Annotated in this window: 23 protein-coding genes, 1 tRNA gene and 1 pseudogene; 13 read left to right on the forward strand and 12 right to left on the reverse strand. The window is 71.9% G+C overall.

Annotation, left to right across the window (positions count from 1 at the left end; translation table 11 throughout):
* The first annotated feature begins 36 nt into the window (after window positions 1-36).
* The 4 genes from ACNF49_RS09845 to ACNF49_RS09860 all read left to right on the forward strand — a co-directional run bounded on the left by ACNF49_RS09845 (window position 37) and on the right by ACNF49_RS09860 (window position 2,127).
* Window positions 37-109, forward strand: a tRNA-Leu gene (locus ACNF49_RS09845).
* Between the two features lie 370 nt (window positions 110-479).
* On the forward strand, window positions 480-1,271 hold the full coding sequence (locus tag ACNF49_RS09850) for a Bax inhibitor-1/YccA family protein (RefSeq protein ID WP_357974725.1): 792 nt from the start codon (window positions 480-482) through the stop codon (window positions 1,269-1,271).
* A 158-nt stretch (window positions 1,272-1,429) separates the two neighbouring features.
* Window positions 1,430-1,663, forward strand: a complete 234-nt coding sequence (locus tag ACNF49_RS09855; RefSeq protein WP_352323556.1) for a DUF4287 domain-containing protein — start codon at window positions 1,430-1,432, stop codon at window positions 1,661-1,663.
* Between the two features lie 56 nt (window positions 1,664-1,719).
* Window positions 1,720-2,127, forward strand: a complete 408-nt coding sequence (locus tag ACNF49_RS09860; RefSeq protein ID WP_482943490.1) for a PPOX class F420-dependent oxidoreductase — start codon at window positions 1,720-1,722, stop codon at window positions 2,125-2,127.
* Between the two features lie 63 nt (window positions 2,128-2,190).
* Here ACNF49_RS09860 and ACNF49_RS09865 read toward each other — a convergent pair whose 3' ends face one another.
* The 3 genes from ACNF49_RS09865 to ACNF49_RS09875 form a co-directional block, all read right to left on the reverse strand.
* Window positions 2,191-3,408: an acetyl-CoA C-acetyltransferase gene (locus tag ACNF49_RS09865; RefSeq protein ID WP_357974719.1), complete on the reverse strand. Its 1,218-nt coding sequence runs from the start codon at window positions 3,406-3,408 to the stop codon at window positions 2,191-2,193.
* A gap of 74 nt (window positions 3,409-3,482) precedes the next feature.
* Entirely contained in the window at window positions 3,483-4,511 is a 1,029-nt protein-coding gene (locus ACNF49_RS09870; RefSeq protein ID WP_482943491.1) for a PQQ-binding-like beta-propeller repeat protein, read from the reverse strand.
* Window positions 4,512-4,957: 446 nt separating this feature from the next.
* Window positions 4,958-5,941, reverse strand: coding sequence for an SGNH/GDSL hydrolase family protein (locus ACNF49_RS09875; RefSeq protein WP_498702275.1), 984 nt, complete (start codon window positions 5,939-5,941; stop codon window positions 4,958-4,960).
* Between the two features lie 126 nt (window positions 5,942-6,067).
* Between ACNF49_RS09875 and ACNF49_RS09880 the strand changes: the two genes are divergently transcribed.
* The gene (locus ACNF49_RS09880) at window positions 6,068-7,438 is read left to right on the forward strand and encodes a cystathionine beta-synthase (protein WP_482943493.1); all 1,371 of its coding nucleotides are present in this window, start codon (window positions 6,068-6,070) and stop codon (window positions 7,436-7,438) included.
* Here ACNF49_RS09880 and ACNF49_RS09885 read toward each other — a convergent pair whose 3' ends face one another.
* Window positions 7,439-8,287 (reverse strand): NAD(P)-dependent oxidoreductase, encoded by an 849-nt coding sequence (locus tag ACNF49_RS09885; protein ID WP_357974708.1) that lies wholly within the window; start codon window positions 8,285-8,287, stop codon window positions 7,439-7,441.
* A 72-nt stretch (window positions 8,288-8,359) separates the two neighbouring features.
* Here ACNF49_RS09885 and ACNF49_RS09890 point away from each other — a divergent pair, with 72 nt between their 5' ends.
* Window positions 8,360-11,554, forward strand: coding sequence for an AfsR/SARP family transcriptional regulator (locus ACNF49_RS09890; protein WP_482943494.1), 3,195 nt, complete (start codon window positions 8,360-8,362; stop codon window positions 11,552-11,554).
* Window positions 11,555-11,839: 285 nt separating this feature from the next.
* Here ACNF49_RS09890 and ACNF49_RS09895 read toward each other — a convergent pair.
* Window positions 11,840-12,502 (reverse strand): annotated as a pseudogene (locus tag ACNF49_RS09895) (histidine kinase dimerization/phosphoacceptor domain-containing protein); the annotation flags it as partial.
* A 192-nt stretch (window positions 12,503-12,694) separates the two neighbouring features.
* Between ACNF49_RS09895 and ACNF49_RS09900 the strand changes: the two are divergent.
* Together ACNF49_RS09900 and ACNF49_RS09905 are read left to right on the forward strand one after the other, a co-directional pair.
* Window positions 12,695-12,895 (forward strand): hypothetical protein, encoded by a 201-nt coding sequence (locus tag ACNF49_RS09900; protein WP_482943495.1) that lies wholly within the window; start codon window positions 12,695-12,697, stop codon window positions 12,893-12,895.
* A gap of 133 nt (window positions 12,896-13,028) precedes the next feature.
* Complete coding sequence (locus tag ACNF49_RS09905) at window positions 13,029-14,168, forward strand: cystathionine gamma-synthase (RefSeq protein WP_482943496.1); 1,140 nt, start codon at window positions 13,029-13,031, stop codon at window positions 14,166-14,168.
* Between the two features lie 36 nt (window positions 14,169-14,204).
* On the opposite strand, the gene ACNF49_RS09910 is transcribed toward ACNF49_RS09905, so the two are convergent.
* Both ACNF49_RS09910 and ACNF49_RS09915 read right to left on the reverse strand, forming a co-directional pair.
* Window positions 14,205-14,636 carry a DUF2269 family protein gene (locus tag ACNF49_RS09910; RefSeq protein WP_358010299.1) on the reverse strand — a complete coding sequence of 144 codons (432 nt, stop codon included), beginning with the start codon at window positions 14,634-14,636 and terminating at the stop codon, window positions 14,205-14,207.
* A gap of 10 nt (window positions 14,637-14,646) precedes the next feature.
* Complete coding sequence (locus ACNF49_RS09915) at window positions 14,647-14,772, reverse strand: hypothetical protein (protein ID WP_352326121.1); 126 nt, start codon at window positions 14,770-14,772, stop codon at window positions 14,647-14,649.
* A 140-nt stretch (window positions 14,773-14,912) separates the two neighbouring features.
* Here ACNF49_RS09915 and ACNF49_RS09920 point away from each other — a divergent pair, with 140 nt between their 5' ends.
* The 3 genes from ACNF49_RS09920 (at window position 14,913) to ACNF49_RS09930 (ending at window position 17,293) form a co-directional block, all read left to right on the forward strand.
* Complete coding sequence (locus ACNF49_RS09920; protein WP_357974693.1) at window positions 14,913-15,335, forward strand: DUF6292 family protein; 423 nt, start codon at window positions 14,913-14,915, stop codon at window positions 15,333-15,335.
* A gap of 310 nt (window positions 15,336-15,645) precedes the next feature.
* On the forward strand, window positions 15,646-16,878 hold the full coding sequence (locus ACNF49_RS09925) for a helix-turn-helix domain-containing protein (RefSeq protein ID WP_482943497.1): 1,233 nt from the start codon (window positions 15,646-15,648) through the stop codon (window positions 16,876-16,878).
* Window positions 16,879-17,068: 190 nt separating this feature from the next.
* Entirely contained in the window at window positions 17,069-17,293 is a 225-nt protein-coding gene (locus ACNF49_RS09930; protein WP_482943498.1) for a hypothetical protein, read from the forward strand.
* A 48-nt stretch (window positions 17,294-17,341) separates the two neighbouring features.
* Here the strand turns inward: ACNF49_RS09930 and ACNF49_RS09935 are convergent, their stop codons facing one another.
* The 3 genes from ACNF49_RS09935 to ACNF49_RS09945 all read right to left on the reverse strand — a co-directional run bounded on the left by ACNF49_RS09935 (window position 17,342) and on the right by ACNF49_RS09945 (window position 21,558).
* A complete protein-coding gene (locus ACNF49_RS09935) occupies window positions 17,342-19,309 on the reverse strand; it encodes a vWA domain-containing protein (protein WP_482945507.1) in 1,968 nt (655 codons plus the stop codon).
* Between the two features lie 37 nt (window positions 19,310-19,346).
* Window positions 19,347-20,105, reverse strand: a complete 759-nt coding sequence (locus tag ACNF49_RS09940; RefSeq protein ID WP_482943499.1) for a hypothetical protein — start codon at window positions 20,103-20,105, stop codon at window positions 19,347-19,349.
* A gap of 61 nt (window positions 20,106-20,166) precedes the next feature.
* Entirely contained in the window at window positions 20,167-21,558 is a 1,392-nt protein-coding gene (locus ACNF49_RS09945) for a sigma 54-interacting transcriptional regulator (RefSeq protein ID WP_482943500.1), read from the reverse strand.
* A gap of 172 nt (window positions 21,559-21,730) precedes the next feature.
* On the opposite strand from ACNF49_RS09945, the gene ACNF49_RS09950 reads away from it, so the two are divergent.
* Both ACNF49_RS09950 and ACNF49_RS09955 read left to right on the forward strand, forming a co-directional pair.
* Window positions 21,731-22,912, forward strand: coding sequence for an FIST signal transduction protein (locus tag ACNF49_RS09950; RefSeq protein WP_482945508.1), 1,182 nt, complete (start codon window positions 21,731-21,733; stop codon window positions 22,910-22,912).
* Window positions 22,909-23,886 carry an ROK family protein gene (locus ACNF49_RS09955; RefSeq protein WP_482943501.1) on the forward strand — a complete coding sequence of 326 codons (978 nt, stop codon included), beginning with the start codon at window positions 22,909-22,911 and terminating at the stop codon, window positions 23,884-23,886. The genes ACNF49_RS09950 and ACNF49_RS09955 overlap by 4 nt, the downstream gene beginning before the upstream one ends.
* Before the next feature lie 115 nt (window positions 23,887-24,001).
* Here the strand turns inward: ACNF49_RS09955 and ACNF49_RS09960 are convergent, their stop codons facing one another.
* Window positions 24,002-24,661 carry a hypothetical protein gene (locus ACNF49_RS09960; RefSeq protein WP_482943502.1) on the reverse strand — a complete coding sequence of 220 codons (660 nt, stop codon included), beginning with the start codon at window positions 24,659-24,661 and terminating at the stop codon, window positions 24,002-24,004.
* Window positions 24,658-25,203, reverse strand: a complete 546-nt coding sequence (locus ACNF49_RS09965; RefSeq protein ID WP_352352982.1) for an RNA polymerase sigma factor — start codon at window positions 25,201-25,203, stop codon at window positions 24,658-24,660. Before ACNF49_RS09965 ends, ACNF49_RS09960 begins: the two co-directional genes overlap by 4 nt.
* Window positions 25,204-25,233 lie beyond the last annotated feature (30 nt).

Below are 25,233 nucleotides of genomic sequence, written 5' to 3' on the forward strand. Positions count from 1 at the left end.
TCCTCGGAAGCATGGTCCGTTTCGTATGATTGCGGCGCCCCCGTAGCCCAATGGCAGAGGCAAACCCCTTAAAAGGGTTGTAGTGCGGGTTCGAATCCCGCCGGGGGCACCTTTCTTAAGTGTCCCCGACCTGGGGTTTTCTCCGAGTGAAGCGTCTTGTCGCATCCGGTGGTTCACTACTGCTGTCAACCCGTCACACAATGCTTCCCCTCGTTTGCCGGGAAGACCCGGTGTGGTGAGGCATCAGGAAGATTCCGTTTTCATCACGAAACCCAACAGAAGCCAGTTTCAATTGGTCGCCACGCAGTTACTCGCCGCCCGGCCGCCGACCCCCCGGACGGCCGCCCCGGCCCCGGGAACTCGTGCGAGGTCACGTTCGTTGTCCTCGCTGCCGAAGTCCCCCCGACGAACTTCGATCTGAGCGTGAGTTGACCTAGGTGCCGCCAGGCCCCGTAGGCTCGGCGCCACAGGAGGCAGCGATGGAGAGCAAGAACCCCGTTTTCGGCAGGGCGCGTCAACAGCGCGCGGGTTGGGGCGGCCCCGCCCCGTCACCCGACACCCTGCGGAACATGTACGACGCCCCGTCGTACGCACCCCCGGCCCCGCCCGCCCACCGGGCGATGACCCTCGACGACGTCGTCGTCCGGGGCTTCCTCACCCTCGGAGCGCTCGTCGTGGCCGCCGCCGCGGCGTGGGTGCTCAACGTCCCCCCGATGGTGGCCGTCGGCGCCGCCGTCGTGGCCCTGATCCTCGGCCTGATCGCCTCGTTCACCCAGAGCACCAACCCGGCGCTCATCCTGGGCTACGCGGTGTTCGAGGGCGTCTTCCTCGGCAAGGTCAGCCAGCTCTTCGAGGGCGCCATCAGCGGCATCGTCTTCCAGGCGGTGCTCGGCACGGCCTTCGCCTTCGGCGCGGTGCTGACCGTCTACTCGCTGCGGGTCGTCCGCGTCACACCCAAGCTGGTCAAGTACGGCATGGCGGCCGCCATCGCGGTGGTCGGGCTGGTGCTGGTCAACCTGCTCGTCGGCATCTTCAACGGCGTCGGGCTCGGCCTGCGCACCGACAGCCCGCTCGGCTACATCTTCAGCATCGTCATGATCCTGATCGGCTGCTTCTTCCTGCTCCTCGACTTCGACTCGATCGAGCAGGGCGTGCGCCAGGGCGTGCCGGAGAAGTTCGCCTGGCAGTGCGCGTTCGGCCTCATGCTGAGCCTGGTGTGGATCTACCTCGAGGTGCTCCGCCTCATCAGCTATTTCACCGGCGACGACTGATCGTTCACCTCCTGGGGGCCTCGCCGTGACGGCGGGGCCCTCTCTTTGTGCGACCGGAAATCTACCTGCCGTCACAGAATGATGCCTGGCCGGGGGGTTGCCATTCGCAGCGCGGTGTTGCAGTGTCGAGCAAAGGACCTTAATCCGCGGAGGTGCCCATGTCCTTGAACCACTCACCGGAGACGCAGACGAAGCTCATCGCAAGGGTCCCCACGATAACGGGACGCGAACTCCCCGAGTGGTTCCAAGCCATCGACAACGGCCCGTCCTTCCTGAGGTGTGACGAGCGGGCCAACTGGCTCGCCGACGAGCACGGGCTGACCCACGGCTACGCCGCCGCGATCGTGCTGGAGCACGAGCGGCACCGCCGTACCCGCATGGGCTTGATGTAGAGCCCTTCCCCATCCCCGCGCCCGTGCTCTGAGCACGGGCGCGTCATCATGAAGACATGGATCTGGACAAGGCGCTCGGCTTCATCGAGACGAACCACCACGCAGTCCTGCTCACCAGCCGTCGCGGAGGGCACCCGCAGATGTCGCCGGTGCTGGCGGGCGTGGCCGGCGGGCACATCGTCATCAGCACCCGCGAGACGGCGATGAAGGTGCACAACATCCGCCGGGATCCCCGCGTCTCGCTCTGCGTGCTCGCCGACGGCTTCTTCGGCGAGTGGTTCCAGGTCGACGGCACGGCCGAGATCGTCTCCCTGCCGGAGGCGATGGACCAGCTCGTCGCCTACTACCGCGACATCTCCGGCGAACACCCCGACTGGGACGGCTACCGCGAGGCCATGGTCAGCGAGCGGCGCGTCATCGTGCGCGTGACGCCGCTCCAGGCCGGGCCCGACCGTCAGGGCTGACCGCCGGCACGCGAACGGCCCCGCGCGGCCGGGAAGGCCGGGCGCGGGGCCGCAGAGCACGATCTAGGACAGACGCTCCAGCACCATCGCCATGCCCTGGCCGCCGCCCACGCACATCGTCTCCAGGCCGAGACTCTTGTCGTGGTGGCGCAGGCTGTTGATCAGCGTCGAGGTGATGCGCGCCCCGGTCATGCCGAACGGGTGCCCGACGGCGATGGCCCCGCCGTTGACGTTGAGCCGGTCGAGCTCGATCCCGAGGTCCTGGTACGACGGGATCACCTGCGCCGCGAACGCCTCGTTGATCTCCACGAGGTCGATGTCCTCGATCGCCATCCCGGCCCGGGACAGCGCCTGCTTGGAGGCCTCCACCGGCCCGAGGCCCATGATCTCGGGCGAGAGCCCGCTGACGCCGGTGCTGACGATCCGGGCCAGCGGCGTGATGCCCAGCTCGGCCGCCTTGACGTCGCTCATGATGACCAGGGCCGCCGCGCCGTCGTTGAGCGGGCAGCAGTTGCCCGCGGTGACCGTGCCGTCGGGGCGGAAGACCGGCTTGAGCCCGGCCACCCCCTCGTACGTGGTGCCGGCTCGGGGGCCGTCGTCCTTGCTGACCACGGTGCCGTCGGGGAGCGTGACGGGGGTGATGTCCTTCTGCCAGAACCCGTCGGCCAGCGCCTTCTCGGCCAGGTTCTGGGAGCGCACGCCGAACTCGTCCTGCTCGCGGCGGCTGACGCCCTTGAGCTGGGCCAGGTTCTCGGCGGTCTGTCCCATGGCGATGTAGATGTCGGGGACGACGCCGTCCTGGCGGGGGTCGTGCCAGGTGTGGCCGCCCTCGGCCGTCTTCTTGGTACGGGCGGTCGCGTCGAGGAAGAGCGGGTTGTGGGTGTCGGGCAGCGAGTCGGAGTTGCCCTTGGCGAAGCGGGAGACGGTCTCGACGCCGGCCGAGACGAACACGTCGCCCTCGCCCGCCTTGATCGCGTGGAAGGCCATCCGCGTCGTCTGCAACGAGGAGGAGCAGTAACGCGTGACGGTCGTGCCCGGCACGGTGTCGAGCCCGAGCAGCACCGCCACCACCCGGGCCATGTTGAAGCCCTGCTCACCGCCCGGCAGGCCACAGCCGAGCATGATGTCGTCGATCGTGTTCGGGTCGAGCTGGGGCACCTTGGCCAGCGCCGCCTGGATCATCTGTACGGTCAGATCGTCGGGACGGATGTCCTTGAGCGACCCCTTGAAGGCTCGTCCGATCGGTGAACGCGCGGTTGCGACGATGACTGCCTCGGGCATGGCCCCTCCTTGTGTCCGGCGCTGATATTAGAACTATATTCCAGTCCTCCTCGCAAGCGCCCCGGGGCCCCGCCTCAGCCGTACATGCCGGGGGCGGTGGCGGTGTGGTCGTTGACGGCGTGCACGGCGCCCTTCTCGTCGCGCCACAGGCGCCAGCCGTCCTGGCTGCCGGTGAACCAGGGCGGCGGGGCGTTCATGGGGGAGACGCGGGTGCCGGTGCCGAGGTCGTACTCGCAGACGGCGGCCGTGGAGTAGAACCCGGGGGCCTGGCCGCGCAGCGGTAGCGGCTTGGGGTCGGTGACGCAGAAGGACCAGCCCCGCTCCTCGCCCACCTGCGCGGGCTTGCCCGAGACCAGGTCGAACGCGCTGCCCTTGGCGTCGTGCTTGAGGAAGCCCAGTTTGTCCATGCGGTCGGGGAAGGCCAGCCACCAGCCCGAGCCGGGGACGTCGGAGGCGGTGATCTGGCCGACCACCCGGCCGGTCTCGGAGTCGAGCCTGGCGAAACCGCCGTAGGCGCCCTGGCGGTCGACCGGGCGGACGACGGGCGCGTAGCCGGGGCTGCCGCTGGGGTAGACGCGTACGACCGAGGGACGCATCCAGTTGACCGTGCCGTCGCTGATCCTGACGGAGAACAGCCCGAAGGTGGAGACCTTCTTCGTCTGGGGGTTGGTGTAGGGGGCGACGTAGCCCACCAGGTTGTCGCCGGTCGAACCGAACGCCCACCCGCCCGACAGGTCGATGCCCGGCCCGAGCGCCTGCTCGATCGGCTGCTGCCACTGCAGCTTGCCGGTCTTGACGTCGTAGGACTCGATCATGGGGTTGGCGGCCATCCGCAGCAGCAGGACCCGGGCCGGGTCGGACCACTCGACCTCGGAGATGCCGGGCAGCTTCCACATCACCCGGCCGGTCGCGGGATCGAGCACGACCATCCGGGCGTGGGTCAGGGCGGTGTGCTCCGACACGCACAGGTAGGGGCCGCAGCGCTGCGGCCCGAACGTGGAGTGCATGGGCCTGGCCCACTTCTGCGCCCCGGAGCGGGCGTCGCGGGCGATGAGGGTGGCGTTCCAGCGGCCCTTCCGCGCCGGGTCGAGGGCCACGACCACCCCCGGCCCTTGGCCGTCTCCACGACCGCGGGGGCGGAGACGCCCATGCCGGGCAGGCGGCCCGCCATGGTGGCCGGGTACGCCCACAGGCGCCGGCCGTCTTCGAGGCCGAGCGCCACGGTCTCCAGCGTGCCGTCGGGCTTCATGGACGTCGTGGTCACCACACCGGCCGCGGACACGATCCGGCTGACCGCGTTGACCTGGGTGTTCTGCCAGGAGGGGAAGTTCGCCGTGGCGGCGTCGCTGCCGGAGCAGGCGGTCAGGGCGAGGGTCCCCGCGAGGGCCAGGGAAGGTTTCATGAGGGGCCGGAGCACAGGCAATTCACTCCAAAAGAGGACGAGGAGTGACGGCTAAGGCTCGGAGGGTGACCGGATCAGGCGTCGTCAAGCCCCCCGGCGCGCACGATCACGCGTTGGTGGGATCGTCGAGCCGCCCGCCGGGCGCGCTCAGGCGTCGGTTGGCGTCTCGCCGAGCCGCCGGCGGAACAGCGTGGCCCACTTGCCGTGGAGCCCCGTCGCCCGCCCGTCGACCCGGGTCGCGGTGACCTCGGTGCCGGGCTCCTCCGCGGCCGTTGCCGCCGCAAGGTAGATCGGTTGCAGTCCTTCGCCCCGCGCGGGCCGCGGCTCAGGCCACAGCCCCAACGCAGCGCACACCGACGGTAGCACCGCGTAAGCGGCCTGCGCGTAACCTCGGTCAGATGGATGGAAACGATCCGGTCCGAACATTTCTGTCGGATTTGTATCGAATTCCGGCCCCAGGACGTCGGCGAACGCCACGGTACGGCCGCCCGCGTCGACCACGGCGACGGTCTGGGCCGCCGCGAGCTGACGGCTCCAGCGCCGGGTCACCCAGCGCAGCGGCTGGGCGATGGGCCGGACCGTACCGAGGTCGGGGCAGGTGCCGACGACCACCTCGACGCCCGCCTCGCGCAGCCGCCGCACCGCCTTGGCCAGATGGCGCACCGCCACGGCCGGCGGCGTCTGGGTGATGATGTCGTTGGCCCCCACGAAGATGACCGCCACGTCCGGGCGCATGGCGAGGGCGGCGTCCACCTGCTCGGGCAGCTCGGCCGAGGGGGCGCCCGACTTGCCCGCCACGAGCAGGTGCACCGGCCGCTCGGCCACCGCCGCCACGCCGTTGGCCAGCAGGACGGCGGGGGTGTGGCTGGGATCGGTCATGCCCAGACCCACCGAGGTGGAATCGCCGAGCATGACCATCTTGAGGGGTCTGCCGCGGAAATCGCCGTAGACGCCGTCGGAGGGCGGTCCGTCCAGACCGTGGGGGCGGCCGATGGCCTTGCGCGCGAGCAGTCCCTCGGCGATCAGCAGGCCGTACGCCGTGGCTCCCAGAGCCGTGAGCCCGCCACCTCCGAGCGCCGCCGCCATCGCGATCCTCCTGGCCGCGCGTGCCATGCCTGCTGCCCAGACCACGTAGTGTCCTCCCGGTCGAACTCGGCGGTAGCGTTTGCTTGAAAACTAGCCGAGGGCCTGCCACCCCCACTGGATCTCGGCCTCGGGCAAGCTGATCAAGCTTCGGCAAAGAAGGTGAACACCTCGGTGCGCGTTTACGATTCCCTGGTCGATCTCATGGGGAACACTCCGCTGGTCCGCCTGCACAAGGTCACGGCGGGGATCTCCGCCCAGGTGCTGGCCAAGGTCGAATATTTCAATCCGGGCGGCTCGGTCAAGGACCGCATCGCGCTGCGCATGATCGAGGCCGCCGAGGCTTCCGGCGCGCTGCGGCCGGGTGGCGTCATCGTCGAGCCGACGTCCGGCAACACCGGCGTGGGCCTGGCCATCGTGGCCCAGCAGAAGGGCTACCGGTGCCTGTTCGTGGTGCCCGACAAGGTGGCCCAGGACAAGATCGCGGTGCTGCGCGCGTACGGGGCCGAGGTCGTGGTCTGCCCGACCGCCGTCTCGCCCGACCACCCGGAGTCCTACTACTCGGTCTCCGACCGGCTGGCCCGCGAGATCCCCAACGCCTGGAAGCCCGACCAGTACTCCAACGTCAACAACCCCGACTCCCACTACCACTCGACCGGTCCCGAGCTGTGGGAGCAGACCGACGGCCGCATCACGCACTTCGTGGCGGGCATCGGCACCGGCGGCACGATCAGCGGCACCGGCCGCTACCTCCGGGAGGTCTCGGAGGGCCGGGCGAAGATCATCGGGGCCGACCCCGAGGGCTCGGTGTACTCCGGCGGCTCCGGCCGTCCCTACCTGGTGGAGGGCGTGGGCGAGGACATCTGGCCGGCCACGTACGACACCGGGATCTGCGACGAGATCATCGCGGTGTCCGACAAGGACTCCTTCAACATGACCCGCCGCCTGGCCCGCGAGGAGGGGCTGCTGGTCGGCGGCTCGTGCGGCATGGCCGTGGTGGCGGCGCTGCAGGTGGCGGCCAAGGCGGGGCCCGACGACGTGGTGGTCGTGCTGCTGCCCGACGGCGGCCGCGGCTACCTGTCGAAGATCTTCAACGACGACTGGATGGCCGACTACGGCTTCCTGACCACCAGCTCCGACGAGGGCCTGGTCGGCGACGTGCTGGCGCGCAAGGGGCCGGGCCTGCCGGAGTTCGTGCACGCCCACCCGCACGAGTCGGTCGGCACGGCCATCTCGATCATGCGCGAGTACTCGGTGTCCCAGCTTCCGGTCATGAAGGAGGAGCCGCCGGTCATGGCGGCCGAAGTGGTCGGCTCCATCGTCGAGCGCGACCTCCTGGAGGCCCTCTACCACGGCAGGCTCGCCTCCGACGACCCGATCTCCGACCACATGTCGGCGCCGCTACCCACGATCGGCAGCGGTGAACCCGTCGCGCGCGCGGTCGAGGCGCTGGAGAAGGCCGACGCGGCCGTCGTCCTGGAGGACGGCAAGCCCGCCGGGCTGCTCACCCGGCAGGACCTGCTCGCCTTCCTCGCCAACCACTGATCAGGGTCTCCTTATCGATTCGATCACGGTGCCGAGGCCCTCGTGCCCGCGTCCCTCGGCGTCGGCGCGCTCGAACAGCTCCTTCAGCGCGTTCGGCACCGTGGTCTCCACGCCGGCCTCGGCCAGCGCGTGCACGACGTGGCCGAGGCCCACGGCCTGCATGTGCAGCGAGTTCTGCTCGCCGGGGTAGCTCCCGGCGGCGAACGCCTCGGCCAGGATCTTCGCGAACCCCATCACGCCGTCGCCGCCGAGCTGGGTGAAGGTCTCCCGCACGTACGGCAGGAACTCCAGCGGGGAGACCCCGGCCGTGCTCAGCATCGCCATGGCGTGCATCTGGCTGGTCAGGCTCGACCAGAAGATCAGCAGCAGCGACTGGTAGTACATCATCGCCAGGCCCTCGTCCGCGCCGACGTGGATGACGTCGCCGAGGGCCCTCAGCGTCGCCGTGTGCCGGTCGAGCACGTCCTTCGGGCCGCTGTAGAAGGAGTACGCCCCCGGCTGCCCGATGCCCGGCGGCGGGACCATGATCCCGGCGGTGATGAGCGTGCCGCCCCGTCCGGCCACCCAGCGGGCCGCCGCGCGCAGCTCCTCCGGAGTGCCCGAGCTGAGGTTGACCAGCACCTTCCCGTCGAGCCCGGCCTCGCCGAGGCTGTCGTACATCGCCTGGTAGCCGATCTGGCTGAGCACCAGCAGGTCGCCGTCCGCGGCCGAGGCCGCGCGCCGGGCTCCGCGGGCGACCAGCGGTTCGGTCTTGCTCGCCGTACGATTCCACACGGCCACGTCGAAACCCGCGCCGAGGAACGTCTCGGCCATCTTCGACCCCATCGGGCCGAGTCCCACAACTGTCACCTGAGTCATGACAGGGAGCCTGCGGCACCGCCCTACGGAAATCCTTATGACCGGCTACGGGTTAGTCTGTGCATGGTGCGATTCGGGGTGCTCGGCCCGCTGGCCGTCTGGACGGACGGCGGCGAGGAGATCCACGTCGCCGAGCCCAAGGTCCGCGCGCTCCTGGCCGCCCTGCTGGCGGCCGGCGGCGGACCGGTCTCCGCCGACCGGCTGATCGACGACCTGTGGGGCGACCGGCCCACCCGCAACCCGCTCGGCACCCTCCAGGCCCGCGTCTCCCAGCTCCGCCGCGCGCTCGGCGACCCCGCCATGGTCGTCCACGGCCCGGCCGGCTACCGGCTGGCCGCGCACGACTGCGACGCCGTCCGGTTCCGCGCGCTCGTGGGACGCCGCGGCGCCGCCCCGCGTGAGCGCGCCCGCGAGCTGGACCAGGCGCTCGCCCTGTGGCGGGGCGCGGCCTACGCCGACTTCGCCGACGAGGGGTTCGCCCGTCCCGAGATCACCCTGCTGACCGAGCTGCGCCTGTCGGCCCTGGAGGAGCAGGCCGAGGTACGCCTCGCGCTCGGCCACGACGTCGACCTCGCCGACCTGGTCACCCGGCACCCCCTGCGCGAACGGCTGCGCGCCTCGCACATGAAGGCCCTGTACCGGGGCGGCCGGCAGAGCGAGGCGCTGGCCGGCTACGAGGAGCTGCGCGTCAGGCTGGCCGAGGAGCTGGGGCTCGACCCCTCGCCCGAGCTGGCCGCGCTGCACCGGGCCATCCTGCGCCACGACCCCTCGCTGGCCGCCCAGCCGCCCGCCGCCGACCCCGGACCGCTCACCAACCTGCCCGCGCCGCTCACCCCGCTGGTCGGCCGCGACGCCGACCTCGCCGAGGTCGCCGCCCTGCTGGCGGACTCGCGGCTGGTGACCCTGACCGGGCCGGGCGGCGTGGGCAAGACCCGCCTCGCCCTCGACGCAGCCCGCCGCCTGGCCTTCCCCGAGGGCTCCGCCGAGCCGCGGCAGGGCGGGTTCGCCGACGGGGTGTGGCTGGTGGAGCTGGCCGGGGCCGGGGGCGCCGACGTGGCCGAGGCGGTGGCGGCCGTGCTGGGCGTGCGCGACGACGACTCCGTGCCGCTGGCGCCCAGGCTGGCCGGGGTGCTGGCAGGCTGGAGCGCGCTGCTGGTCCTGGACAACTGCGAGCATCTGGTCGAGCAGGTCGCGGGGCTCGTCTCGGCGCTGCTGCGGGCCGCGCCCGGCCTGCGCGTGCTGGCCACCAGCCAGGAGCCGCTGGGCGTGTCAGGCGAACGGGTCCGGGTCGTCCACCCGCTGGCCGAGGCCGACGCCGTACGGCTCTTCGCGGCCCGCGCGGAGGTCGAGCCCGGCCCCACCGTGGCCGTCATCTGCCGGCGGCTCGACGGCATCCCGCTGGCCCTGGAGCTGGCGGCGACGCGGGTGCGCGCGCTCGGCGTACAGGAGCTGGCCGCCCGGCTGGACGACCGGTTCAGGCTGCTCAGCGCCGGGATGCGGGACGCGCCGGCCCGGCAGCGCACGCTGCGGGCCACCATCGACTGGAGCTGGGAGCTGCTGTCCGCCGAGGAACGCGCGGTGCTGCGGCGGCTGGCCGCGCACGCCGACGGCTGCACCCTGGAGGCCGCCGAGGCGGTCTGCGCCGAGCCCGGCGTGGACGTGCTCGACGTGCTGGCCAGGCTCGTGGACCGGTCGCTGGTCGCCGTGGCGCGCGGCCCCCTGGGCCCCCGCTACCGGCTGCTGGAGTCGGTGACCGCCTACTGCCTCGAACGGCTGCGCGAGGCCGGCGAGCACGACCTGCTGCGGGAGCGGCACGCCCGCTACTACACCGACCTGGCCGCCCGCGCCGAGCTGCGCGGCCCGCGCCAGCACGAGTGGCTGGACCGGCTGGACGCCGAGAGCGCCAACCTGCGGCTGGCCCTGTCAGGACCGGAGCCCCTGCGCCTGGCCAACGCACTCGCCTGGTACTGGATCCTGCGCGGCAGGCTGCGCGAGGCCCGCAGGTCGATCGAGGCGGCGCTGGCGGCGGGCGGCGAGGACAGCGCCGCCGCCCTGGCCTCGGTGTGGCTGGCCGGCATCGGGCTGCTGCTCGGCGAGCCCACCCCGCCGGTACGCCGGGCCGCGCTCGACCGTGCGGGGGCCGCGCTGGCCGACTGGTTCCTCAGCTACGTCCGCTGGGCGTACGGCGACCACGCGGCGCACCGGGACGCGGTGGGGCGGGCGCTGGCGGCGTACGAGGAGCTGGGGGACCGGTGGGGGGTGGCGGCGGCGCTGTGCCTGCGGGCCAAGCTCGCGGTGGGCCGCGGTGACCTCGCGGCGATGGAACGCGACGGCGAGCGCGGCCTGGCCCTCTTCCGGGCGCTGGGGGACGAGTGGGGGCAGGTCGAGGCCATGGACGTCCTCGACCGGCTGGCCGAGATCCGCGGCGACTACGAGCGGGCGGCCCGGCTGCGGCACGAGGCGCTGCGGCTGGCCGAGGGGCTGGGGTTCGACGTGTCGTTCAAGCTGGCCGCGCTCGGCCGGCTCGCGCTGCTCACGGGCGACTACGAGCGGTCCGACGACTACCACGGGCGGGCCAGGCGGCTGGCGGTGGCGCAGTCGTACCGGTCGGCTGAGGAGAACGCGCTGCTCGGCCTGGCCATGAGCGCCCGCAGGCAGGGGCGGTACGAGGAGGCGGAGTCGTACCTGCTGTCCGCGCTCGACTGGCTGCGGCAGGTCCGGGGGACGCCCGGGACGGCGTTCGTCATGGCCGAGTGGGGGTTCGTGGCCGAGCAGCGCGGCGACGCCGGGACGGCGCTGGCCCGCCAGCGCGAGGGGTACGCCAGCGCCCGCGCGACGGGCGACCCGAGGGCCGTCGCGCTGGCCCTGGAGGGCCTGGCGGGCGCCTTGTCGATCGCGGGCCGCGACGAGCAGCGGGTGGAGGCGGCGCGGAAGCTGGGACGGGCCTCGGCGCTCCGGCGAGCCGTCGGCGCGCCCCTTCCCGCCGGCGAACGCCATGACGTGGACCGGATCACCGCCCGCCTGCGCACCGAACTGGGCGAGACGGAGTTCGCCCGGTCCTTCGCCGCGGGGGAGCGGGAACCCGGCGAGGTCACGGCCGATCGGTCGGCCGGGTCAGGGGAGCGGGAACTCGGCGATCACTTCCCAGGGGCCCTCGGGGGACGGGCCCGCGTAGAGCCTGCCGCCCAGCGCCTCCACCCGCTCGGCCATGCCGACCAGCCCGAACCCGCCGCCCAGCCGGGACACCCGCGGATCTGACGCGAACGAGCCGAAGTTCCGCACCCGCAGCACGACCACCCGCTCGTACCGCCGCAGGTCGGCCTCCACCCACGCGGCCCGGGTGGCGTGCTTGCGCACGTTGGTGAGCGACTCCAGCAGGACCCGGTGCAGCGTCGTCATCACCTCGGGCGGCAGAGTCCGGTCGTCGATGCCCGACCCGATCTCGAACGCCACCTTCGGCCCCTCGACCGAGAAGCGCTCGGTCAGGAGCCGCAGGTCGGCCAGCGTCGTGCCGGGCCTGCGGTCGGCCTCGTCCTCGGTGCGCAGGACGGTGACCATGCGCCGCATCGAGGTCAGCGCCTCCGACCCGGCCGAGGCGATCGCGTCGAGCGCGGGCAGCACGGCCTCGGGCTTGTTCTCGGCGACCGTACGCGCGGCCTGGGCCTGGACGACGATGCCGGTGATGTGGTGGGCGACGAGGTCGTGCAGTTCCCTGGCCAGTTCGAGGCGTTCGGCCCGGCGTACGGAGTGCACCGCCTCGGTCCGGCGTTCCTGCTGGAACCGCAGGTAGCCGCCGATGCCCACGGCCATCGACCACCCCGCGAACAGCAGGAACGCGAACGCCAGCCCCGCCGTGCGGTAGTCGCGCCCGGCCGACTCGGCCATCAGCACGGCCAGCCCCACGAGTGACAGCACCGCCGCCCGCCGTACCGGCTCCACGTGCCGCAGCACGCCGATGAGGAGGATCAGCAGCGACCCCGTCTCGGCCATGCCGGGCACGCCCGGCGCGTCGACCGACCCGATGACCAGCGACACGGCGAAGGACAGCCCCAGCAGCGCGCAGAAGCCCTCAAGCCGGTGGCGCCGGCGCAGGACGACCGCCGCGATCCCGGCCGCGCCGCAGAACGGCACGAACCACTGCAGCCCCCCGGTGCCGACGGCGATGACCAGGTCGAGCATCAGCATCAGACCGAGCCAGCCGAGCATCGCGATCTCGCTCAGCCGCCGGACCCAGTACACGACGCCTTTCGAATCCCCCACGTCACGAGAGTAGGCCGGAAGTCGGACAACTCGTATCAACCGATCGGCCGACCCGGTCGCCGCCGGACCAGCCCTTCAGCGGAGGCGGCGGCGACGGCCCCTCGGCGATGCTGGAACACATCGGAAGGGGGACAGGACATGGTTGTCATCGGGTTCGTTCTGCTGGGGTTGGGACTGGTCGTCACGGCGCTGCTCGCGCTGGCCGACCCCGTGCTGCTCTCGCGCATCAACGGTGAGGACGCGGAGGGCACCAGCGGCCGCCACATCGACGTGGAGGTCGTACGGCTCACCGCCCCGGCCGCGACGGCCGCGACGGCCCGCGAGCCCCGGGCGGCCTGAGCCTTCGTGAAACGTGGCCCGCGCGGGCATGGCCGCACGGGTCCGGGCGGGCGCCGTCGGGGGACGGCCCCGCCACCGGCCCGCGATCCGCTGGGGAACGGATCGCGGGCCGCTTTCCGTTAACGTGGGGCCTATGACCAACGGTTTTGAGACCCTGGCGATCCACGCAGGTCAGGAGCCCGACCCGCTGACCGGCGCGGTCGTGCCGCCGATCTACGCCACGTCCACCTACAAGCAGGACGGCGTGGGCGGCCTGCGTTCGGGATATGAGTACAGCCGCTCGGCCAACCCCACGAGGACGGCGCTGGAAGAGGCGCTGGCCGCCGTGGAGGGCGGCGCGCGCGGGCTGGCCTTCGCCTCGGGCCTGGCCGCCGAGGACACCCTGCTGCGCACGGTGTGCAGGCCGCAGGATCACGTGATCATCCCCAACGACGCGTACGGGGGCACGTACCGGCTGTTCGCCAAGGTGCACGAGCGCTGGGGCCTGCACTACGACCCGGTCCCGCTGCACGACCTCGACGCGGTGGCGGCGGCCATGACGCAGAAGACGAAGATCGTGTGGGTCGAGACGCCCACCAACCCGCTGCTCGGCATCGCCGACATCGCCGCCCTGGCGCAGCTGGCCCACGAGAACGGCGCGCTGCTGGTCGTGGACAACACCTTCGCCTCGCCGTACCTGCAGCAGCCCCTGGCGCTCGGGGCCGACGTGGTCGTCCACTCCACCACCAAGTACATCGGCGGCCACTCCGACGTGGTCGGCGGCGCGCTGATCGCGCGGGACAAGGGCCTCGGCGACGAGCTGACCTACCACCAGAACGCGATGGGCGCGGTGGCCGGCCCGTTCGACGCCTGGCTGACGCTGCGCGGGCTCAAGACCCTCGGCGTGCGCATGGACCGCCACTGCGACAACGCCGAACGCGTCGTCGACCTGCTGCTCGCGCACCCGGGCGTGACCCAGGTGCTCTACCCGGGCCTGGCCGAGCACTCCGGCCACGAGGTCGCCGCCAAGCAGATGCGGCGCTTCGGCGGCATGGTGTCCTTCCGCGTCGCGGGCGGCGAGGCCGAGGCCGTGGAGGTGTGCAACCGGGCCAAGCTGTTCACGCTCGGCGAGTCGCTGGGCGGCGTCGAGTCGCTCATCGAGCACCCGGGCAGGATGACGCACGCCTCCGCGGCGGGCTCGCCCCTGGAGGTGCCGAGCGACCTGGTGCGCCTGTCGGTCGGCATCGAGACGATCGACGACCTGCTCGCCGACCTCACCCAGGCCCTCGGCTAGGGCACCGGGACAATCGTCAAGGCGTCGGGACCACCGTCAAGGCGTCGGGACCACCATCAGGAAGAGGATCACCAGCCAGATCACGGCCAGCAGGCCGCTGATCGCGGCGATCCGGCCGTTCTGCACCTTCGCGTCGTCGTCCGCGCTCTCGCTCTCGAGGGCGCGGAGGGCGGTGCGCAGGTCGCGGTCGATGATGACCAGCAACACGATCGCCACGATGAACAGCGTCATCGACGCCGTCATGTACCAGAGGCCGAGCACGCCGTTCCCGACGGCGATGCCCAGGGCCACGCCGAACACCAGCACACCCAGGCTGGCGAGGCTGTAGATCCTCGTCGTGCGCTGGATGTTCCGCAGCACGGGCACGTTCTTGTTGCGGATGGCCCGCGGAGCCGCCATCGTCGCGGCGGTCAGCGGGCCGATCGTGAAGATGGCGAAACCGATGTGCAGCCAGAGAAGCAGGGACATGCGCCTGAGACTAGTCCCCGACGATCTCGGTCGGCGGCTCGACACTCTCTTTAACCTGCGAGGAGCAACGCATGATGAGCTCCGTGGCCGCCACCGCGACGGCCATCAGGGTGATCAGCAGGATCGTGGCAATCATGGGCTCCCCTCCTTCCCCGTGGTGGACGTAAATATCGTCCGTAATGACTAGACGGACGTGCAACGGAATAAGTTCGCCACGGGTATGGTTGGTCACCGTCGCTTTTTTTCTTACCTTCAGGGCACAAGGGGGTGCCGTCCGTGGCCATCAGGCATGTCGAGCCGTACACCGACGAGTGGCTGCAGCAGCCGGCGGGCTATGTGGAGCGCGTCGTCGACCTGCTCGGAGCCGAGGTGGCCGACTGGTGGGAGGGCCCCTGCGATCCGCGTCACGCCACGGTCAAGCTGGCCGACGGCCACGCGCTGGTGTGGGACGAGGAGAGCGGCTGGCGGCTCGGCCGCTTCGTCTCCGGTGGGGCGGGCGCGCACACCGAGCTGACCGGCGTCCGCTACCTGGGCCACGGGCTGCTGCCCCGGCCGGAGCGCGTGCCGCAGGCTCTGGGGGACGCGCGGGCGGGGGTGGGGGCCAGCTCGGCCTGGCGGCCCTGTTACCGGTCGCACCGCAACTGCCGCGACGGGTTCGACGTGGCCCTCGACTTCTACGCCCGCCTGATCGAAGCCTGACAGACCCCCAGGACAAGCCCCAAAGCCTCAAAGCCCCAAAGGCAAGGGCCTCCGCCCTGGGGGCGCTGCGCGCTGAAGGACTCCGGGCTCTGCTTCCTCGGGGGAGCCGAGCTCCCCCGAACCCCCGCGCCGGTGGCTGCCGCCCCCGGTACCCCCGCCCATCCCGCCGGGCACGAGGTGTCACGGCCCCGCACAGCGCGGCCCTCTCGCCCTTCCGGCGCATCGTCCCGCCGAACCGGCTCCCTCTCGGACGGCCACCTCTTACCCTGAGCCAAGAGGCAGCAGCCGGCTTCCCGGGAAGGGGACTCCCATGAGCTCCGCCGGTACGAACATCCTGATCCTGGACGACGCCGGCATCGGCCCCCGGATCGCCGAGGCCAGGAAGCTGGCCGGGTTGACACAGGACGGCCTGGCCCTGCTCGTGCCCTGCTCCAAGAGCCTGGTGTCCCAGGTTGAGCGAGGAAGCAAGCCCGCGACCCCCTGGTTCATCGCCGCCGTGGCCAGGGCGTTGCGCATCGGCGTCACCGAACTCACCGGACAGCCCTACCGGGGCTCCACCGCACCGGCCGACCGGGCGCACGCCGGCATTCCCGCCGTCCGCATCGCACTCAACCACTGGGACGTCCCGCCTGAGCTCGCTGTGGAGCCCAGAGCGCTCGACGCGATGGCCGATGACGTTCGCAGGGTCGGCGTCCTGCTCGACAGGATCGACTATGCAGAACTCGGCCGGGTGCTACCGGGCCTGATCGAGGAACTGTCCGCCGTCCTGCACGGTAGTGAGGGCACGAAGCGCCGGACCGTGGCCGAGATGATGATGTACGCCTTCGTGGCCGCCAAGTCCGTCGCCTATCGCCTCGGATACGTCGATCTCGTCTCCGTCGCCGTGGATCGTGCGGCGCAGGCCGCGCGCGAGACCGGCATACCGGAACTGCTCGCCTACGTCGCCGAGGAGCGGGCCCAGGTGTTCTTCGGCTCGGCGGCCTACCGCACAGGACTCACCTTCCTCGAACGCGCCCACCAGGAGTTCGACCACCTGGTCTCGGACAGCGAACCGGGGCTGGCCGTCCTGGGCTCGATGCACCTGAGGTCCGCCATCCTGTCCGCCCGGCTGCGCCCACGAGGGACGGAGGCGTGGGAACACCTGGCGGCGGCGCGCGAGTACGCCTCGCGCATCGGCCGCGACACCAACCACCACGGCCTCGCCTTCGGGCCCGGAAACGTGCGCATCCACGAGATAGCGGCCGCCATCGAGCTGGAGGACCCCGACGAGGCGCTGCGGCGGAACGAGGGCTTCACGCCGCCCCGATCCCTCCCACCCGAGAGGTCTTCGCACCACTACATCGATCTCGCCCGGCTCCAGCTCATGGCCGGCAGGCCGGATCGTGCCCTCGACTCGCTCAGGCGCGCGGAGCGGCTGTCCCCGCAGCACACGGCGTACCACCCGATGGCCCGCGAAACGGTCACTGGGCTGCTGCGAGCGCATACGCGCGTTCCGGAGCCGCTGCGATCGCTGGCGCGACGCATCCGGCGGACGACCCCCTAGAGAAGTCGCACACAGCGTGCGACTTTCCTTCCGGTGACGTCCGTAGTTTCGGTCACGTGCCGCGACATGACGACGTACTGAACCCCGGGAAATCGGGGTGCTTGAGGGCCCGTCCGACGTCCCAGGGCCGGGTGCCGGTGCGGCTGTCCGCCTGTGCCACGGCCCGTCCAGCGGTGGCGGGACCGTGGCCGTGAGCGTGCGGCTGGTGCGGGCCGGCAACCCCGGCTGGCACATCCATGACGTGACCGGAGGCTGGGTGGCCGTCCGCAGGAGCCCGGTTCCCCGCGGAAGCGTGCTGTCCAACGTCCGCTGTGGAGCGACGCTGGACGAGCTGTCCGAGAACCTGGCCGAGGAGACCAGGATCGAGACGACGGCCGCCCGTCGTCTCCGAGCGTTCAGCCGTACGGCGGAGTGAGCCTCCAGCGCCGGAGGGAATGCCGATGAGCGAAGGCATTCCCTCCGGTCAGCGGGAGCGGCGGAGGCGGAGGAAGTCGCTGACGACGTATTCGCCGAGCCGGTCCGCGCTCGGTGAGAACACCCGGCCGCCGTTCCTGCGGGCCACCTCGTCCACGAACTCCTTCAGCCGGTCGTCGGCCGCCAGCATGAAGACGTTGATCGTCGCCCGCCGTCGCGTCATCTTGTCCACCTCGGCCAGCGTCAGCTCCAGCGTCTCGTGCGACGGCGGCCACTCGAAGGCCGACCTGCCGTTGCGCATGAGGTGGGCGGTCGGCTCGCCGTCGGTGACCACCAGCACCACCGGCTCGAAGTCGGGGTGGCGGTCGAGATGGCGGCCGGCGATCAGGAGGGCGTGGTGGAGGTTGGTGCCCTGGACCATGTCCCAGTCGAGGCCGGCCAGCTCGTCGGGCTGCAGGACCCTGGCGTAGTTGGAGAAGCCGATGATCTGCACGGCGTCCTGCGGGAACTTGGAGGCCACCAGCGCCTGGAGGGCCAGCGCCGTCTGCTTGGCCGCGGCCCACGTGCCGCGCAGGGCCATCGAGTACGACAGGTCGACCAGCAGGCACACCGCCGCCGCGCTGCGGCGTTCGGTCTCGGAGACCTCGAAGTCGTCGACGGACAGCCGCACCCGGGCCCGACCGTCCTGGGGGGCGGTCGCCACGCCGCCGCTGCGCACGCCGTTGACCAGCGTGCGGACGACGTCGATCGGCTGCTCGTCGCCGAAGCGCCACGGCCGGGTGGAGCCGGTGAGCTCGCCGGCCGAGCCCGCGTCGTGCTGGTCGTGGTCGCCACGCCGGCCCGCGTCGAGGGAGGAGAACACGCGTCGCAGCGCGGTCTCGCCGAGCCGCCGGACCGCCTTCGGGGTCAGCTCCAGCTTGCCGCGGCGGCGCAGCAGGTAGCCCTGCTCCTCCAGCTCACGTTCGATGCGCTTGAGCGCCTCCAGGTCGTCGACCGCCGCCCGGCCCAGGGCGCGGCGTACGGCGGCCTCGTCGATGTCGTCGAGCCGCGCGCCCGGGTAGTCCTGGCGCAGGGCGGTCTCCAGCTGGGTGAGGTCGGCCAGCTCCTCCAGGGCGGTGACGGCGTCGCCCATGGCCAGGGGCTCCTCGCCGGTCAGGCGCTCGGGGGCGTTCCAGGCCAGGTCGGGACGGCGGGCGTGCAGGGCCTCGCCGAGGCGGCGCATCTGGTCGGACAGGCCGGCCTGGTCGAGGGTCTGGTTGATGAGGTTGGACAGCTCCTCACGCTGGCGGGGGGTCATCGAGGCCAGCATGCGCTGGGTGGCGGCGGCCCGCCGGGCCAGGATGTCGACGAGCTCCTCAAGGTTCCGGGGTGTTTCTGGGAACAAATCGCCATATTTCGCCATAAAGGCGTCAAAGTCGTCTTGGGTGTGCTCGCCCCGGGTGTCCCTGTCCAGCATGTCGTTCAGGTCGGACATCATCTGCCGGACGCGGGCCATGGCCTCGGGGTCGGGGTTGGCCAGCGCGTCGCGGAGCCCTCTGAACTGGCTGTCGAGCACCTCGCGCCGCAGCAGGTCGCGCAGCTCCTCGAACGTCTGGCGGGCCGCCGCGGAACGCCACTCGTACGTGCTCAGCTCCTGGATGGCGCTCGCGGTGTCCTCGGGCAGCCCGTCGAGCCCGGCCTCGCGCAGCCGCGCGTCGTCGGACGGGTCGGGGAACAGCTCGGCCCGCTCCTGCCCGATCGCCTTGTCCAGCAGTGCCCGCGCGCGTTCGAGGGTGCCGTCGAGCCGCCCGCGCTCGCGCAGGTCCCTGCGCCGCCTGCGGACCTCCTTGAGCATGTCGTCGAGCCCCCGCCGGTCCTGGCTGCCGGGCAGCCCGCGCTTGAGCAGGTCGCGCAGCGCGTGGACCGGCGTCGAACCGGACAGGATCGCGTCGCCCATCTCGTCGAGGGCCGCGCGTACGTCGTAAGGAGGGGCCAGGGGGTCGGGGCCGTCGTGGTATTCGCCGTAGCGGAAGGCCATCACGCTTCCACGCTAACCCCAACCCGCCCCCGCCCGTCTACGGACGCCTGGCCACTTCCCACACCTCGACCGCGCTGTTCGCGTCGGGCGTATAACTCACCTGGACCTGGACCGCGCGCCCGGCCCCCTTGAGCGCCTTGGTCAGATCGGCCGACTCGCAGGGCAGCGTGCCGAGCCCGCGCTTGTCGACGCCGGCCGGCTTCCCGGACACCCAGCGGTCGCCGCAGCGGGCGGTGGCCCGGTAGAAGGACGTCAGGTACGTGTAGCCCAGCTTGATCTGCTTGCCGCCGGTGCTGAACAGGACCGTCGCGTCGTCGATCCGCTTGACCGAGCCGCGCGCGGTGACCGGCTCCGGCCAGGCGTTCAGCAGGAACTCCTGAGCCTTCACGGCCTTGCCGCTCTCGTACTCGACCCGCAGCGGGACCGCGCCCTGCCGGAGCCCGACGGTGAGCTGGGCGGGCTTGCACGGCGTACGGCCCAGGCCGTCGCGGTCCAGCGCGACGCGGCCCTCGGTCTCCTTCAGGTCGCACGCCGTCGTCACCCGGCTGTAGGCGGCGCGGGTGTAGTCGAGCTTCAGCTCTTCGGCCCCCGGGACCGGGGTCAGCCTGTAGAGCACGTTGCCGCCGCGCCGCACCTTGGCCGGCTTCATGGGGACGATCCGCAGGCTGCCCTTGCCGTCGGCCCAGGCGTAACCGTAGGCGGTCTTGGCGGTCGTCCTGGCGGGGGCAGCCTGCGCGGGAAGCGCGAGGCCACCCAGGACGAGGCCGACGGCGGTGGCATGGATGAGCAGGCGCATGGGCGGTTCCCCCGGAGTCGTGATCAACCAAACACTACGACGCGGGAAACCGCCCGTTTGTTCACGTCCTGTAGATCGTGACCCCGTCGAGGTCTTCCTTTGACAGCCGTCGCATCAGGTAGAGACCTTCGAGCGCGAACTCCAGGGCCGCCGCGGCGTGCCCGGGGGACTCCTCGCCGGCGCCCATGCCGAGCCTGGACATGATCTTGGCCAGGCCGCTGACCGGACCGATCCGGTGCAGCAGCTCGGCCGCGGCCACCATGTCGCCGGACTCCACCTGATTGCCCTCGGCGAACTTGTCGGTCACCGGGGCCAGGTCCATGCCGCCCAGCCTGCTCCTGAACGTCTCGGCCGTGGCCCGGCGCAGCAGGTGGGCCAGGATCTCGGTCTCCCTGCCCTCCTCGCTGACCTCGAACTCCACCTTGCCGCGCAGGCTGTGGACGACGCAGGCCAGGTCGCAGACGCGCGTGACGGCCTGGTCCTCGCCCTTGATCGCGGACCTGCGCACCGCGGAGGCCGCGGCGGTCTCGGCGGCGGCGATCGAGAAGCGCGCCGACACGCCGGAACGGGCGTCGACGGCCGTGGACTCGCGGACCAGCCGGGTGAACCTGGCGATCACCTCGATCAGGTGCTCAGGCACGTCGGCCCCGATGTCGGGCACCGACTCCTGGCGGATGAGCGTGAGCTCGTCCTCGACCGTGAGCGGGTAGTGGGTGCGGATCTCGGCGCCGAAGCGGTCCTTCAGCGGCGTGATGATGCGGCCCCTGTTGGTGTAGTCCTCGGGGTTGGCGCTGGCGATGAGCAGGATGTCGAGTGGCAGGCGCAGGTTGTAGCCGCGCACCTGGATGTCACGTTCCTCCAGGACGTTGAGCAGCGAGACCTGGATGCGCTCGGCCAGGTCGGGCAGCTCGTTGACGGAGAACACGCCGCGGTTGGTGCGGGGGACCAGGCCGTAGTGGACGGTCTCGGGGTCGCCGAGGGTGCGCCCCTCTGCGATCTTGATGGGGTCGACGTCGCCGATGAGGTCGCCGACGGAGGTGTCGGGAGTGGCGAGCTTCTCGCCGTAACGCTCGTCGCGGTGCTTCCACGCCACCGGCAGCTCCTCGCCCAGCTCGCGCGCCAGGGTCTTGCAGCGCGTGCAGGCGGGGGCGTACGGATGGTCGTTGATCTCGCAGCCCTCGACCACCGGGGTCCACTCGTCGAGCAGGCCGATGATCGTGCGGATGAGCCGCGTCTTGCCCTGCCCTCGCTCACCGAGCAGGACCAGGTCGTGCCCGGCGAGCAGCGCCCGCTCCAGGTGTGGCAGGACGGAGTCGTCGAAGCCCACTATGCCGGGGAACCGGGGCTCGCCGGCCCGCAGCCTGGCCAGCAGGTTTTCCCGGACCTCGGCCTTGACGCTGCGATGAACGTGGCCGCTCTCCCGCAACTCGCGGAGAATACGTGGCTGATGCACGGGATCGAGACTACGTCCCCCGCGAGAAATGCGGCAGAGAGTTTCGCATCTGGCGGAGATTTCGGATCTTGACCTATTGCGTGACGGTTCGTACGCGTGCTTGTCCCTTTAGTGGGGAGAATCGGCCCTAGGGAACATGCACATGTCGAGGGAGGCGAGACGCGTGGCCTTGATGACAAGCCGCTTCGCCGACGGCCTCGCCGTGGGTTCCGACCTGGTGGAGGCCGCGGAGAGCGCCGTCGGTCAGGCACTGTCGAGGCTCAGCGGCCAAGCCGACCTGGTCTGCTTCTTCATCTGCGGCGAGGACCCCGAGGACGTCGCCAGAGCGGGCCAGGCCGCGATGAAGCTGGCGCCCGAGGCGCATGTGATCGGATGCAGCGCCACCGGCGTGATCGGCGATGGGCAGGGGGTCGAGCTGACGCCCGCGGTGAGCGCGTGGGCGGCCACCCTGGAGGGGGCCAGGCTCACCACGTTCGCCCTGGAGACGCTGGCGGCCGAGGACCGGTTCGTGGTCGTCGGGCTGCCCGAGCGCACAGGGGACGACCACGTGGCGATCCTGCTGGCCGACCCGTACACCTTCCCGACCGACGCGTTCGTGGAGCGTTCGGTCGACGTGCTCGGCGACCTGCCGCTGATCGGCGGCCTGGCCAACGGGCTGCAGGGCAGGGGGTCCGTACGGCTGTTCGCGGACGGCAAGATCTACACCGAGGGCGCGATCGGCGTCCTGCTCAGCGGGCCGATCAAGATCAGTACGGTGGTCAGCCAGGGCTGCCGCCCGATCGGCCCCAGCATGGTGGTCACGGCCTCGGAGGAGAACCTGCTGCTCGAACTGGCCGGTCAGCCCGCACTGGCCCGGCTGGAGGACATCGTCAGCGAACTGGACGAGGACGACCGCGAACTGGTCGCCGCCGGCCTGCAGATCGGCGTGGCCATGGACGAGTACGCCGAACGCCACGAACGCGGCGACTTCCTCATCAGGGGAGTCATCGGCATCGACCCCGAACGCGAGGCCGTGGCCATCGGGGACATCGTGGAGATCGGCCGTACCGTGCGCTTCCAGGTCAGGGACGCGGCCACCGCCGACGAGGACCTGTACGACCTGCTCGACGCCCACCGCGAGGAGCTCGGCAAGGTCGACGGCGCGCTGCTGTTCTCGTGCAACGGCCGGGGCTCGGCGATGTTCGGCACCGCCGACCACGACCCGGTCGCCCTGCGCGACACGCTGGGACCGATCGGCGTCGCGGGCTTCTTCGCCGCGGGCGAGGTCGGGCCGGTCGGCGGCCACAACCACGTGCACGGGCTCACGGCCTCCGTGCTGGTCTTCTCCAGCACCGCGGAGCCGGAGCTGTCGTGATCCTGGCGATCGACGTCGGCGGCACCAAGATGGCCGCCGGGCTGGTGGCCCCTGACGGCACCGTGGTCACCTCCCGGCGGGCCGCCACACTCCAGAACGCCGACGCCGAGACGCTGTGGCACACCCTCACGACCCTCATCGACCCCTTGTCGGCCCGCGCCGAAGGGGTGGGCGTGGGCTGCGGAGGGCCCATGACCTGGCCCGACGGCGAGGTCTCGCCGCTCAACATCCCCGGCTGGCGCGGCTTCCCGCTGCGCGCCCGGCTGGCCGGCCGGTTCCCCGGCTTACCGGTACGCCTCCACAACGACGCCATCTGCCTGGCCATCGCCGAACACTGGCAGGGCGCCGGCCAGGGAAGCGCCGACATGCTGGGCATGGTGGTCTCCACCGGCGTCGGCGGCGGCCTGATCCTGGACGGACGCCTGGTCAACGGCGGCACGGGCAACGCCGGCCACATCGGCCACGTCGTGGTCGAACCGGACGGCGGCCCCCGCTGCGGCTGCGGCGGCCACGGCTGCCTGGAAGCGGTCGCCCGCGGCCCCGCCCTCACCACCTGGGCCCTCGCCCAGGGCTGGACCCCCACTGGCGGCCCGGAGCCCTTGGTGGCGTCCGAGGGCAGGGAGGCGTACCAGGAGGACCGGGCGGTCACCGGGCGGGCGCTGGCGGCCGACGCGCTCGCCGGGGACCCCGTGGCCGTGCTGGCCATGCGGCGGGCCGGACGGGCGCTCGGGATCGCGATCGCCTCCGCCACCCACCTGTGCGACCTGGACCTGGTGACGATCGGCGGCGGCCTGTCGCAGGCCGGCGAGCCGCTGTTCGGCCCCCTGGAGGAGGCGCTGCGGGACCACGCCCACATGGGGTTCGCCCGCCGCCTCAAGGTCGTGCCCGCCGCCCTCGGGCAGGAGGCCGGCCTGGTAGGCGCCGCCGCCCTCCTCCTGGCCGGCGGCGCCTACTGGACCTCCTCCCGCGACTGACCCTCGCGGGAGGGTCGCCGGGCGGGCGCGGGCCGAGGGTGCGGAGGCCGCCGCCTGCCCGGGAGGGCGGTCGTGTGCCGGGCGGGGGGCGGAAGAGCCGCCGGCCGCCCGGAGGTCACCCCTGTTCGGTGTGCCAGCTGGGGCCCTCGCCGGTGCCGTCGCCGGTGCCGGAGCGGTCGGTGGGGCCGTCCGTGGGCGGGGCGGGCATCGCGGTCGGCTCGCAGGGGGCCACCGCGCCCTTGACGATCTGCAGCGAGGTGGAGACCGGAGGGGCCTCCGGCCCGCTCCTGTCGAGGGTGACCGCCAGCACGAGCGTCTGCCCGGCGGGAACGCGCCCCTTCGGGATCTTGAAGGAGATCCCGTTCCCGCTGCTGCCGATGCTCGCCTCGAACCGCCCCTCGGCGGTCCCGTGCTGCCCCCGCGGCTCCTTGCAGACCTGCCCGTACGGCAGGTAGTCCACCACCGCCTTGACCCCCGCCGCGGCCAGCTCGGACGCCAGCCCGTCCGGGTCACGGAATGCGTTGATCTCCACCGACACCCCGCCGTCGGCCGTCCCGGTCACGGCGTACGCCGGCGCCCCGCCGAACAGGCCGGTCGCCGCCACCGTCGCCACCGCGGCGACCCCGGCCGCCGCGGCCAGCCCCACCAGCCTGCGCCGGGGCCGCCGGACGACCGGCGTGCCGCCCTGCCCCCCGACTGGAGCCCCGACCTGCGCCGGCCCGGCCGCCATCTCGTGCTTGAGCGCGCCCAGCAACCGCTCCTCGAAAGTGTTCATGCCTGTCCCTCCACGTACACGGCCGACGGCGATGCGACGTTCTCCAGGGCGCGTCTGGCCCGGTGCAGGCGGACCCGCGCGGTCACCTGCCTGATGCCCAGGGCGGCGGCCGCCTCGGAGACGGTGAGCTGGTCGATCGCCACGAGCTCCAGCACCGCGCGTTCGCCCTCCGGCAGGCCCGCCATGGCCTCCAGGGCGCCGCGCATGCCGCGCTCGGCGTCGATCCGCTCCTCCATCCGGACGAGGTCGTCGTCGTCCATCAGCCGCCGCCCCGCGATCCGGCCGGCCGCCCGCGCTTCCCGTGCCGACCTGCGCAGCTGGGCCGACACCACGTTGCGGGCCACGCCGTACAACCACGCGGTCTGGCTGCCCCGGCCCGGCACGTAGGTGTGGGCCGAGTCGAGGGCCGCCAGGAAGACGTCGGCGGTCAGGTCGGCGGCCAGGTGAGGATCGCTCACCCGCCGCACCACGAACCGCATGACGACGTCGACATGGCGGCGGTAGAAGGCCTCGAAGGCCGCCGGGTCCTCGTTGAGGCGCACTGGCCTCGCTCCCTTCGTCGTTCGCCCTTA

The organism is Actinomadura sp. ATCC 39365 (assembly GCF_054392275.1).

Coding starts and splice junctions, on each gene's coding strand:
- ACNF49_RS09890 (WP_482943494.1), top strand. CDS start 8,360: ATGGTGCGATTCGGGGTGCTCGGCCCGCTGGCCGTCTGGACGGACGGC.
- ACNF49_RS09855 (WP_352323556.1), top strand. CDS start 1,430: ATGTCCTTGAACCACTCACCGGAGACGCAGACGAAGCTCATCGCAAGG.
- ACNF49_RS09940 (WP_482943499.1), bottom strand. CDS start 20,105: ATGCGCCTGCTCATCCATGCCACCGCCGTCGGCCTCGTCCTGGGTGGC.
- ACNF49_RS09950 (WP_482945508.1), top strand. CDS start 21,731: ATGACAAGCCGCTTCGCCGACGGCCTCGCCGTGGGTTCCGACCTGGTG.
- ACNF49_RS09935 (WP_482945507.1), bottom strand. CDS start 19,309: ATGGCCTTCCGCTACGGCGAATACCACGACGGCCCCGACCCCCTGGCC.
- ACNF49_RS09960 (WP_482943502.1), bottom strand. CDS start 24,661: ATGAACACTTTCGAGGAGCGGTTGCTGGGCGCGCTCAAGCACGAGATG.
- ACNF49_RS09925 (WP_482943497.1), top strand. CDS start 15,646: ATGAGCTCCGCCGGTACGAACATCCTGATCCTGGACGACGCCGGCATC.
- ACNF49_RS09910 (WP_358010299.1), bottom strand. CDS start 14,636: ATGTCCCTGCTTCTCTGGCTGCACATCGGTTTCGCCATCTTCACGATC.
- ACNF49_RS09900 (WP_482943495.1), top strand. CDS start 12,695: ATGGTTGTCATCGGGTTCGTTCTGCTGGGGTTGGGACTGGTCGTCACG.
- ACNF49_RS09905 (WP_482943496.1), top strand. CDS start 13,029: ATGACCAACGGTTTTGAGACCCTGGCGATCCACGCAGGTCAGGAGCCC.
- ACNF49_RS09860 (WP_482943490.1), top strand. CDS start 1,720: ATGGATCTGGACAAGGCGCTCGGCTTCATCGAGACGAACCACCACGCA.
- ACNF49_RS09850 (WP_357974725.1), top strand. CDS start 480: ATGGAGAGCAAGAACCCCGTTTTCGGCAGGGCGCGTCAACAGCGCGCG.
- ACNF49_RS09915 (WP_352326121.1), bottom strand. CDS start 14,772: ATGATTGCCACGATCCTGCTGATCACCCTGATGGCCGTCGCGGTGGCG.
- ACNF49_RS09865 (WP_357974719.1), bottom strand. CDS start 3,408: ATGCCCGAGGCAGTCATCGTCGCAACCGCGCGTTCACCGATCGGACGA.